The following is a 10,144-nucleotide window of genomic DNA, read 5'->3' on the forward strand; positions in this document are numbered from 1 at the left end:
ATACGTCTCTTCAGCGAAAGGCAGGCCCGGCGCTCTTGCCGTCCGTCGCCCCGGCCGGCCGAACCAACCCCCCGGCCAGCCGACCGGCACCCGCGGTGCCGCGCCCAGCGGCCCGACGGGCCGGCGTCCGGGCCCGGGGGCCGAGGTCAGCGCGCGGGGTTGCGGACGCCCTCGGCGAGTTCGGCGCTGAGGGTGCGCAGCGCGGCCAGCCCCTCGGCCTCCGAGGAGGCGTCGAGCACACAACGGACGAGCGCGCTGCCGACGATCACCCCGTCGGCGTACCCGGCGACGGTGCTGGCCTGCGCTCCGGTGCCCACGCCCAGGCCGACACCGACCGGCAGGTCGGTGACCGCGCGAACCCGCGAGACCAACGTGGGGGCGGCGTCGGACGTCCGCGCCCGAGCGCCGGTCACCCCCATCACGGCGGTGGCGTAGACGAAGCCCCGGCAGTTGTCCACGGTCATCGCCACCCGGGCGTCGGTGGACGACGGCGACACCAGGAAGGTGCGGTCCAGGCCGTGCGCGTCCGAGGCGGCCAGCCACTCGGCAGCCTCGTCGGGGATGAGGTCCGGCGTGATCAGGCCGGTGCCGCCGGCGGCGGCGAGGTCGCGGGCGAACACGTCCACGCCGTACCGCTCGATGGGGTTCCAGTAGGTCATCGTGACGACTGGCGCGCCGGTCGCCGCGACCGCCTCGATGATGCGCAGCGTGTCGGACGTCCGGACGCCGCCGGCCAGCGCGATGTCGCTGGCCTTCTGGATTACCGGGCCGTCCATCACCGGATCCGAGTACGGAATTTCCACCTCGATGACGTCGACGCCGGCCTCGACCATCGCCGTCATGGCCGCGATGCTGCCCTCGACGGTCGGGAACCCGGCCGGCATACAGCCGACCAGCACGGCCCGCCCGTCGGCCCGGGCCTTGTCGAAGGCCACCCCGATGCGGCTCATCTCAGTGCTCCTTGTCGAGGATGCCGAAGTAGTCCCCGGCGGTGTGCACGTCCTTGTCGCCCCGGCCGGAGAGGTTGACCACGATGGTGGGCTCCCGGCCCAGCTCGGCGGCCAGCTTCGGAGCCAGCGTGACGGTGCCGGCGAGGGCGTGCGCGCTCTCGATCGCCGGGATGATCCCCTCGGTGCGGCAGAGCAGCTCGAACGCGGCCATCGCCTCGGCGTCGGTGACCGGCAGGTAGCTGGCCCGGCCGGTGTCGTGCAGCCAGGCGTGCTCGGGCCCGACGCCCGGGTAGTCCAGGCCCGCGGAGATCGAGTGCGACTCCAGCGTCTGCCCGTCGGCGTCCTGCAGCACGTACGTGCGGGCGCCGTGCAGCACGCCCGCCGACCCGCCGGTGATGCTCGCGGCGTGCCGACTGGTGGTCACCCCGTCGCCGCCGGCCTCGAAGCCGTAGAGCCGCACGTCCTCGTCGGGAACGAAGGCGTGGAAGATGCCCAGCGCGTTGGAGCCGCCGCCGACGCAGGCGGTGACGGCGTCCGGCAGCGCGCCGGTCAGGTCGAGGCACTGCTGGCGGGCCTCGTCACCGATGCCCCGGACGAAGTCACGGACCATCGCCGGGAACGGGTGCGGCCCGGCGGCGGTGCCGATCAGGTAGTGGGTCTCGTCAACGTTCGCCACCCAGTCGCGCATCGCCTCGTTCATCGCGTCCTTGAGCGTGCGCGAGCCGGTGGTGACCGGGACGACGGTGGCGCCGAGCATCCGCATCCGGGCCACGTTGAGCGCCTGCCGCTCGGTGTCGACCTCGCCCATGTAGACCACGCACTCCAGGTCGAACAGGGCGGCGGCGGTCGCGGTGGCGACGCCGTGCTGGCCCGCCCCGGTCTCGGCGATCACCCGGGTCTTGCCCATCCGCTTGGTGAGCAGTGCCTGGCCGAGCACGTTGCGGACCTTGTGGGCGCCGGTGTGGTTGAGGTCCTCACGCTTGAGCAGCACCCGCGCGCCGACCTTCGCGGAGAACCGCCGGGCCTCGTAGAGCAGCGACGGCGTGCCCGCGTAGTCGCGCAGCAGCGCCCCGAACTCGGCCCGGAAGGACTCGTCCGCGATCGCCGTACGCCACGCCCCGTCGAGCTCGTCCAGCGCGGCCACCAGGGCCTCGGGCACGAACCGACCGCCGAAGCGGCCGAAGTGGCCGGCGGAGTCGGGCTGCGAGCCGGCCACCGGGGCCAGCGCATCGGCGCTCATCGGAAATCCTCTCGGTGGGGCGTCACACCGGCGCGGGTCAGCGCACCGGCCGGGGCGTCGCCGGGTGGTTGCCGGCGTTGACCAGTTCGGCCACCGCCTCGCGTGGGCTCTTCTGGGTGACCAGGCCCTCACCGACGAGAACCGCGTCCGCGCCCGCGGAGGCGTACCGGATCAGGTCGTGCGGTCCGCGGACGCCGGACTCGGCGATCTTGACGACGCTGCTCGGCAGGCCCGGCGCGATCCGCTCGAACACCGACCGATCCACCTGAAGGGTACGCAGGTCACGGGCGTTGACCCCGATCACCTGCGCGCCGGCCTCCAGGGCCCGGTCGGCCTCCTCCTCGTCGTGGACCTCGACCAGCGCGGTCATGCCCAGCGACTCGATCCGCTCCAGCAGGCCCATCAGCACGTTCTGCTCAAGGGCGGCCACGATCAGCAGGACCAGGTCGGCGCCGTGCGCGCGCGCCTCGTGCACCTGGTAGCTGGAGACCACGAAGTCCTTGCGCAGCACGGGCACGGTGACCGCGGCCCGGACGGCGGCCAGGTCGTCCAGCGACCCGCCGAACCAGCGCCCCTCGGTCAGCACGCTGATCGCCCGCGCCCCGCCCGCCGCGTAGTCGACGGCGAGATCGGCCGGATCGGCGATCTCGGCCAGCCGGCCCTTGGACGGCGAGGAGCGCTTGACCTCGGCGATGACCGCCACGCCGGGCTTACGCAACGCAGCGTAGGCGTCCAGCGGCGGCGGCGCCGCCGCGGCCAGCTCACGGATCCGTTCCAACGGAACCTGTTCCTGGCGTCGGGCGACGTCCTCGCGCACGCCAGCCAGAATCTCGTCGAGCACGCTTACGGACGCCGCCTGACCGGCCTCGTCCCCCTCCGCGTGCGCATGCTCAGCAGTCACCAACGGACTCCCCTCTCCGGGTGTCATGGGCCGATGCTAGGGGCAGCCGACCGACGCCGGGAGCCGGGGGTATGGCGCTGCTCACGAAAAGGGCTGCGGCATAATGGCCGACTTGCCGTGAACGGGATGTCACGCAGCGCCACCTCCGGTATCGACCGCCGTCATACGACGGGGGCCCGGCGGCCCCGGTCGAACCGGGCCGACCCATCGATCATGCCACCGCTTCCGGCTCGCCGCCCGACGACAACGACACCGGTCGATGCTGTGAGCAAGCTCAAGGCCGAACGGCCGGTGCCAGATCGCGGGCCTGGCGGGACAGTTGACCGGGCGGTCACCCCGGCGAAACGTCAGCCGGCCAGCATCGTCCTCGGGCAGACTCGATGACGCGCCTGCCCGACCGTCGCCAACTTCTCGTGCGGGGTGACCAATGAGCATTGCCGAGTCGAACCCGAGCATCGGACTGACCACCATCTCCCGGACCGTGGCGTCACTCGCCGTCGGCGTGGTGCACACCCTGGAGCGGGCCGTCGTCGGCGAGGGCCGGATGCGCACGGCACGCGGCAACGCCTGGGAGGCGGTCTGCGCCGACCGGGCCCGCGCCGACCGACGCGCCGAACTGGACCGCCTGGTGGCCGAACTGACCGCCGCCCGCGCCGTCTCCGCCCGCCCGCAGCGGGAGCGTCAGCCGGTCGGCTGATCAGCCGGCCGTCGGGTCCTCGCCCCGGTCCAACGCGTCCCACGCCTCGGTGGTCCGCCGCCCGGCCATCCGGCCCGGTGGGGCGACCGTCGTGGGCGCACTCTCCGTGACGGTCCGCGTCGGCCGCTCGTACCGGGCGCCCATCGCCGGCCACACGTCGCCCCGCAGCGCCGTCCACCCGCCGCCCACGGCGGCGAGCAGACCGCCGAGCAGGCAGAGCGCAGGCCACTGCCGGCTCACCACGCCGTCGAGATCGGCGACCAACCCGTAACCACCACCGGCTGCCACCGCCAAGCCCAGAACGCCCAGCAGCACGCCCAGCAGCCGCCGCACCCAACCCCGGGTGGCCAGCACCGCGCCACCGCCGGCCAGCGTGACCAGCGCCAGCGCCGGCAGCCACGGCAGCAGGGCGGCCCCGCTGCGGGCCTCGCGAACCGGCGGCAGCGGCGCCGGCCGCGCGGTCAGCTCGACCGACCAGCCCCGGGTCGCCGCCCACAGCGCCAGGCCCGCGCCCGCCAGGCAGAGCAGCATGGCGTACGTCAACTGACGCCGATCCCCCACGCTCACCGGACCAACCTTTCGTTCGCGACTGCGGGGCTCCGCTGCGCTGCACTCCTCGCGCTCACCGGGCCGCCCTCAGCGTTTCCGCCGCGGCGATCGCGGCCAGCACGGCGGCGGCCTTGTCGCGGGTCTCCTGCTCCTCGGCGGCCGGATCCGAGTCGGCGACCACCCCCGCGCCGGCCTGCACGTAGGCGCGGCCGGCACGGATCAGCGCGGTCCGGATGGCGATCGCCATGTCCAGGTCACCACCGAAGCCGAAGTAGCCGACCGTGCCGCCGTAGAGACCGCGGCGGACCGGCTCCAACTCCTCGATGATCTCCATGGCCCGCACCTTGGGCGCCCCGGAGAGCGTCCCGGCCGGGAAGGTCGCGGCGAGCGCGTCGAACGCGGAACAGTCGTCACGCAGCGTGCCGGTCACGGTGGAGACGATGTGCATCACGTGGCTGTACCGCTCGATGGTCGCGAACTCGGGCACCTGGACGCTGCCCGGCTCGCAGACCCGGCCCAGGTCGTTGCGGCCCAGGTCGACGAGCATCACGTGCTCGGCACGCTCCTTGGGGTCGGCGAGCAGCTCGGCGGCGAGCCCGGCGTCCGCCGTCGCGGTGGCACCGCGTGGCCGGGTGCCCGCGATCGGATGCAGCAGCGCCCGGCGCCGCCCGTCCGCACCGGCGGTGACCTTCAGGTGCGCCTCGGGCGACGAGCCGACGATGTCGAACCCGTCGAAGCGCAGCAGGTACATGTACGGGCTGGGGTTGCTGGTGCGCAGCACCCGGTAGACGTCCAGCGGATCGGCGTGCGTCGCCCGCTCGAAGCGCTGGGACAGCACGATCTGGAAGCACTCGCCCGCCCGGATCGCCTCCTTGGCGGCCTCCACCGCCTTCAGGTAGCCACCCTCGGGCGTACGACAGAGAACCTCGTCGGCCGGTGGACGCTCGACCGTGGAGATCATCGGTGGGATGGGTCGGGACAGCGCCGTGGTCATCGCGTCGAGGCGGCCCACCGCGTGGTGGTACGCGGCGGTGACCTGCGCGTCGCGGCCCGGGGTGTCCAGCGGCGGCAGCACCGCGTTGGCGACCAGGATCGCCGAGCCGTCGTAGTGGTCGAGGACCACCAGGTCGGTGGCGAGCATCATGCCCAGCTCGGGCACGCCCAGGTCGTTCTCGGTCAGCTCGGGCAGCCGCTCGAAGCGGCGGACGAGGTCGTAGCCGAGGTAGCCGACCATGCCCCCGGTCAGCGGGGGCAGACCGTCGGACGGGTCCCCGAGCGGGCCGGCGAGCGCCGCGACGGTGTCCCGCAGCACGCGCACCGGGTCGCCGTCGGTGGGCAGCCCGGCGGGCGGCTGGCCGAGCCAGGTCGCCACCCCGTCCCGCTCGATGAGGGTGGCGCTGCTGCGCACGCCGATGAACGAGTACCGCGACCAGGCCATGCCCGCCGAGCCGACGCCCTGCTCGGCCGACTCGAGCAGGAACGTGCCGGGCCCGCCGGCGAGCTTGCGGTAGACACCCACCGGGGTCTCGGCGTCGGCCAGCAGGCGTCGGGTGACCGGCACCACGCGCCAGCGGGCAGCCACGTCGGTGAAGGTGGCCAGGTCGGGGCTCACCGCGCCGTCGGTCATGTGCCGGCCCCCGTCACCGGCAGCTCGGTGAAGAAGCAGGTCCGGTGCCCGGTGTGGCAGGCCGCGCCGACCTGGTCGACGCTGACCAGCAGCGCGTCGCCGTCGCAGTCCAGCGCGACGGAGCGCACGTACTGGTGATGGCCGGAGGTGGCGCCCTTGACCCAGTACTCCCGGCGGCTGCGCGACCAGTAGGTGGCCCGGCCGGTGGTGAGGGTGCGGTGCAGCGCCTCGTCGTCCATCCAGGCGACCATCAGCACCTCGCCGGAGTCGTGGGCGCGCACCACGGCGGCGACCAGACCGTCGGCGGTGCGGCGCAGCCGGGCCGCGATGGCCGGGTCGAGCCGGGTCGGACGGGCCGGCGTCGACGCCGCCGGGCCGCTCGGATCGCTGGGGACGCCGGTCACCGGCGCGTCAGGTACGGGCACAGTTACCCATTGTCCTGCACGCGGCGCGGGCACCGGCGACGACTCCCGCCGAGGGTTCGGCAGGTGGCCCACGGGCCGGGCGAGCTGGGCCACGTAGCGGTCCAGCCGGCCATCGACCAGGGCGTCGGCCAGGTCGGCGCCGGCCGTGTCGGCGATCTCCCCGGCGTACGGGCGGATCAACGGCAGGATCCCGGCGACCAGCCGTACGGCGGCGGCCCAGAGCTGCCCGGTGCCGCCCGGACGCAGCCCGAGGCAGAGCAGCATGTCGTCCCGGTAGCCGGCGGGGGCGACCGGCAGCTCCAGGGCCGCCGCGAACGCCGCCCGCCGGGAGGACACCCGTACCGACGGGTTCGCCGGGCGCAGCACCGACGGGCAGAGCCGGGCGAGGTCCGCCACGGCGAGCCGGACCCCGAGGCGGTCGGCGGCGGCCCGGGCGGCGGCGGCCTTGCCGAGCATGGCGATCAGCTCCTCCAGCCGGGGTGGCCCGGCGGGCTGGCAGAGCACCGGCAGGTCGATCCGGGGCCGCCAGTGCGGGTCGGCCCAGAGCAGCCGGGCCGGCGCGGTGACCGGCAGCCCGAACGCCCAGTCGGCCGGTTCGCCGAGCCGGTGCACCCAGGAGCGGACGTCGCGGGCGGCCACCGAGACGTGGGTGACCCGGCCGGCGGTCTCGGCCAGGTACGCGCGGCGGGCGGCATACGGGGAGCCGCCGACCAGCACGTCGAGGTCGACGTCGCTGTGCGCGGTGGCGGCCCGTCGGGCGTGACTGCCGCGCAGCAGGATGCCGACGACCGGCCGCTCAGCGGCGTCCCGCAACCGCGCGGCCCAGTCCTCAAGAAATCCGCTGTGCGGTAACGGAGCGTGACCCACGGCGTCATCGTGCCGTACGCCCGATCAGTACGCAATGCCCGTTGCCGGACCTGCTGTCCGGTCCGAAGCCTACTGCCCGTTGTGATGCTGGGCGCGACGGCGGGCGGTGTCGGGGAAGCGGGCTGTTGCGCGGACGGAGTTATCTCATCTAGCGTTGAGTTCAACAGACGATGAGTTTTTCGGAGGTGCGTGATGGACGACGCGATAACCGTCCGCGACCTGGTGGTCGACCGGGGCGGACGGCGGGTGCTGGACGGCATCAGCTGCGCCGTTCCGCGCGGCGCCGTCACCGGCCTGCTGGGCCCCAGCGGCAGCGGCAAGACCACGTTCATGCGGGCGGTGGTCGGCGTGCAGCTGGTCAGCGCGGGGACGGTCACCGTGCTGGGCCAGCCGGCGGGCGCCCCGGAGCTGCGCAACCGGGTGGGCTACCTCACCCAGGCGCCGAGCGTCTACGCCGACCTGACCGTCCGGGAGAACGCCCGGTACTTCGCGGCCCTGTACGGCCGTGGTCGTGCCGAGGCCGACGAGGCGGTCAGCGCGGTCGGGCTGGCCGAGGCGGCCGGTCAACTGGTCGCCACCCTCTCCGGTGGTCAGCGCAGCCGCGCCTCGCTGGCCTGCGCCCTGGTCGGCGACCCGGAGCTGGTCATCCTCGACGAGCCGACCGTCGGTCAGGACCCGGTGCTGCGGGCCGACCTGTGGGCCCGGTTCCACGCCATGGCCGCCGCCGGCACCACCCTGCTGGTGTCCAGTCACGTGATGGACGAGGCGGCCCGCTGCGACCGGCTGCTGCTGATCCGCCAGGGGCGGCTGATCGCCGACGACAGCCCGGCCGCGATCCGCGCCGCCGCCGGCGTGGACGACCTCGACGAGGCGTTCCTGCGACTGATCATGGCCGGCGCCACGGACGCGCCGGCCGGACGGGAGGCATCGTGAACCCGCGGATCCTGGCGGCCACCACCGGCCGCATCCTGCGTCAGCTCCGGCACGACCGGCGCACCATCGCGCTGCTCGTGCTGGTGCCGGCCGTCCTGCTCACCCTGGTCTACTTCATGTACGTCGACCAGCCGACCCCGCCGGGGCAGCCGTCGACGTTCGACCGGATCGCGCTGGTGATGCTGGGCATCTTCCCCTTCGTGATCATGTTCCTCGTCACCAGCATCGCGATGCTGCGGGAACGCACCTCCGGCACCCTGGAACGGCTGCTCACGACCCCGCTGGGCAAGCTCGACCTGCTCTTCGGGTACGGCATCGCGTTCGGGCTGGCCGCCGCCGTACAGGCCGCGGTCGCCGCCGGTGTGGCGTACTGGATCTTCGATCTCCGGACCGTCGGTAGCAGCGGCCTGGTGATCGGGATCGCGGTGCTCGACGCGGTGCTCGGCGTCGCCCTCGGGCTGCTGTGCAGCGCCTTCGCCCGCACCGAGTTCCAGGCAGTACAGTTTCTGCCGGTCGTGGTGGTCCCTCAACTGCTGCTCTGTGGGCTGTTCGTGGCCCGCGACCAGATGGCCGGCTGGCTCCAGGCGCTCAGTGACGCCTTCCCCCTGTCGTACGCCATCGAGGCGTTGCAGGAAGTCGGCGCCAACGCCGAGCCGACCGGCACGATGTGGCGGGACGTGGGCGTGGTGCTCGGCGCGGTGGTGCTGGCGCTGGTGCTCGCGGCGGCGACCCTGCGCCGGCGCACCGGCTGACCGACCGGCGGCGACCCGCGCCCCGCGGGTTGCCGCCAGCCGTCGGGCGACCGGCGGCGTCAGCGGACGAACGAAGGGCGGCGATGACGCGGCGGACCGGCCGGCGACCCGGCAACCCGGACACCCGGGAGGCGATCCTCGACGCGGCGCGGGCGGCGTTCGCCGAGCGCGGCTTCGACGCCGCCTCGATCCGCGGCATCGCCGCCACCGCCGGGGTGGACCCGGCGCTGGTGCACCACTACTTCGGCAGCAAGGACCAGCTCTTCCTGGCCGCGATGCAGTTCCCGGTCGATCCCGGCGAGGTGCTACCGACGGTGCTCGCCGGCGACCGGAACGGCATCGGCGAGCGACTGGTGCGGGCGTTCCTCGGCATCTGGGACTCCCCGGCCGGCAGTGCGGGTGTGGCGCTGATGCGTTCCGCTGTGAGCAACGAGTGGACGGCCCGCCTGCTGCGCGAGTTCATCACCACGCAGGTGCTGCGTCGGGTCCTCGACCAGCTCGACGTCGATCCGGCCCAGCTGCCGTTGCGCGGTTCGCTGGTCGCCACCCAGCTGATCGGGCTGGCCATGATGCGGCACGTGGTACGGCTGGAGCCGGTCGCCTCGGCGGACCGGGAGACGCTGGTCGCCATGATCGGCCCGACCATTCAGCGCTACCTCACCGGGCAGTTGCCGACCTAGACCGCCATTCAGCGGGGCGGGCGGGCGTCGGCCGGGCGACGCAGCGGCGGCAGGAGGCGGCTCAGCTCATCGGGCTCGGCCAGCGGGCACGGGAACGCCAGCCGGACGCGCCGCCGCGCGCCGGGGCGCCCGAGGGCGACCACCAGGCCGTAACGGTCGATGCGCACCACGCGCGGCGGCCCGTCCGGGGTCTGCTCGGTCAACCCGAGCTGCCGGCGCAGGTAGTCGGTCACCTGGTCGGCGTCGCGCTCGGCGAGGTCGGCCAGCAGCAGCGCCTCGAACGGGTGCACCGGGTCCGGCTCGGCCTCGGCGTACTCCCCCGGGTCGATCCGGTGCACGACGCCGGCCCGCTCCCAGCGCACCTCGGCCACCTCGAAGCGGAACAGCCGGAACCGGACGCCCACGTCGAGCAGGTCGCCGGTCGGCTCGACCGCGGCGAAGTCGAGCGCCGCTCGGCGTGCCTCCTCGTCGTGCAGTTCGGCGGCCCAGCCGGAGACCCAGGCCCGCCCCAGCCCGGGAGCGC

11 protein-coding genes and 1 pseudogene are annotated in these 10,144 nt (G+C 74.0%); 4 read left to right on the top strand and 8 right to left on the bottom strand.

Features of this window, described 5'->3' with window-relative positions; genetic code table 11:
* Positions 1–146: 146 nt before the first annotated feature.
* Genes trpA through trpC form a run of 3 tightly spaced genes read right to left on the bottom strand, consistent with a single transcriptional unit; the run spans position 147 to position 3,031 of the window.
* Positions 147–950, bottom strand: coding sequence for a tryptophan synthase subunit alpha (trpA, locus tag AB0J68_RS18040; RefSeq protein WP_354856177.1), 804 nt, complete (start codon positions 948–950; stop codon positions 147–149).
* 1 nt (position 951) lies between these two features.
* Positions 952–2,190: a tryptophan synthase subunit beta gene (gene trpB / locus AB0J68_RS18045; RefSeq protein ID WP_354856176.1), complete on the bottom strand. Its 1,239-nt coding sequence runs from the start codon at positions 2,188–2,190 to the stop codon at positions 952–954.
* A 37-nt stretch (positions 2,191–2,227) separates the two neighbouring features.
* Entirely contained in the window at positions 2,228–3,031 is an 804-nt protein-coding gene (gene trpC, locus AB0J68_RS18050; RefSeq protein ID WP_039906616.1) for an indole-3-glycerol phosphate synthase TrpC, read from the bottom strand.
* Between the two features lie 487 nt (positions 3,032–3,518).
* On the opposite strand from trpC, the gene AB0J68_RS18055 reads away from it, so the two are divergent.
* Positions 3,519–3,788: a hypothetical protein gene (locus AB0J68_RS18055; protein WP_354856175.1), complete on the top strand. Its 270-nt coding sequence runs from the start codon at positions 3,519–3,521 to the stop codon at positions 3,786–3,788.
* Here AB0J68_RS18055 and AB0J68_RS18060 read toward each other — a convergent pair whose 3' ends face one another.
* The 4 genes and pseudogenes from AB0J68_RS18060 to AB0J68_RS18075 form a co-directional block, all read right to left on the bottom strand.
* On the bottom strand, positions 3,789–4,355 hold the full coding sequence (locus tag AB0J68_RS18060) for a Trp biosynthesis-associated membrane protein (RefSeq protein ID WP_363939482.1): 567 nt from the start codon (positions 4,353–4,355) through the stop codon (positions 3,789–3,791). It abuts the gene before it with no gap.
* 55 nt (positions 4,356–4,410) lie between these two features.
* Complete coding sequence (locus AB0J68_RS18065; RefSeq protein WP_363939483.1) at positions 4,411–5,964, bottom strand: anthranilate synthase component I; 1,554 nt, start codon at positions 5,962–5,964, stop codon at positions 4,411–4,413.
* On the bottom strand, positions 5,961–6,389 hold the full coding sequence (gene hisI, locus AB0J68_RS18070; RefSeq protein ID WP_355067229.1) for a phosphoribosyl-AMP cyclohydrolase: 429 nt from the start codon (positions 6,387–6,389) through the stop codon (positions 5,961–5,963). Before hisI ends, AB0J68_RS18065 begins: the two co-directional genes overlap by 4 nt.
* A gap of 180 nt (positions 6,390–6,569) precedes the next feature.
* A pseudogene (locus AB0J68_RS18075) lies at positions 6,570–7,256 on the bottom strand (phosphoribosyl-AMP cyclohydrolase); the annotation flags it as partial.
* Positions 7,257–7,448: 192 nt separating this feature from the next.
* On the opposite strand from AB0J68_RS18075, the gene AB0J68_RS18080 reads away from it, so the two are divergent.
* From AB0J68_RS18080 to AB0J68_RS18090, 3 genes are all read left to right on the top strand, one after another.
* Positions 7,449–8,189, top strand: a complete 741-nt coding sequence (locus tag AB0J68_RS18080) for an ABC transporter ATP-binding protein (protein ID WP_363939485.1) — start codon at positions 7,449–7,451, stop codon at positions 8,187–8,189.
* Positions 8,186–8,941 (top strand): ABC transporter permease, encoded by a 756-nt coding sequence (locus AB0J68_RS18085; protein WP_354856171.1) that lies wholly within the window; start codon positions 8,186–8,188, stop codon positions 8,939–8,941. Before AB0J68_RS18080 ends, AB0J68_RS18085 begins: the two co-directional genes overlap by 4 nt.
* Before the next feature lie 83 nt (positions 8,942–9,024).
* Entirely contained in the window at positions 9,025–9,621 is a 597-nt protein-coding gene (locus AB0J68_RS18090; protein WP_354856170.1) for a TetR family transcriptional regulator, read from the top strand.
* An 8-nt stretch (positions 9,622–9,629) separates the two neighbouring features.
* Here AB0J68_RS18090 and AB0J68_RS18095 read toward each other — a convergent pair.
* The coding region (locus AB0J68_RS18095; RefSeq protein ID WP_363939487.1) for a DUF2470 domain-containing protein at positions 9,630–10,144 on the bottom strand (515 nt) is incomplete at its 5' end.

Origin of the sequence: Micromonospora sp. NPDC049580, assembly GCF_040675595.1 — a bacterium.
In the GTDB taxonomy this organism is placed as follows: domain Bacteria; phylum Actinomycetota; class Actinomycetes; order Mycobacteriales; family Micromonosporaceae; genus Micromonospora.

Bases quoted from the DNA above. Each gene is read 5' to 3' on its own strand.
- AB0J68_RS18080 (WP_363939485.1), top strand. From the start codon at position 7,449: ATGGACGACGCGATAACCGTCCGCGACCTGGTGGTCGACCGGGGCGGA.
- AB0J68_RS18090 (WP_354856170.1), top strand. From the start codon at position 9,025: ATGACGCGGCGGACCGGCCGGCGACCCGGCAACCCGGACACCCGGGAG.
- AB0J68_RS18065 (WP_363939483.1), bottom strand. From the start codon at position 5,964: ATGACCGACGGCGCGGTGAGCCCCGACCTGGCCACCTTCACCGACGTG.
- AB0J68_RS18055 (WP_354856175.1), top strand. From the start codon at position 3,519: ATGAGCATTGCCGAGTCGAACCCGAGCATCGGACTGACCACCATCTCC.
- trpB (WP_354856176.1), bottom strand. From the start codon at position 2,190: ATGAGCGCCGATGCGCTGGCCCCGGTGGCCGGCTCGCAGCCCGACTCC.
- trpA (WP_354856177.1), bottom strand. From the start codon at position 950: ATGAGCCGCATCGGGGTGGCCTTCGACAAGGCCCGGGCCGACGGGCGG.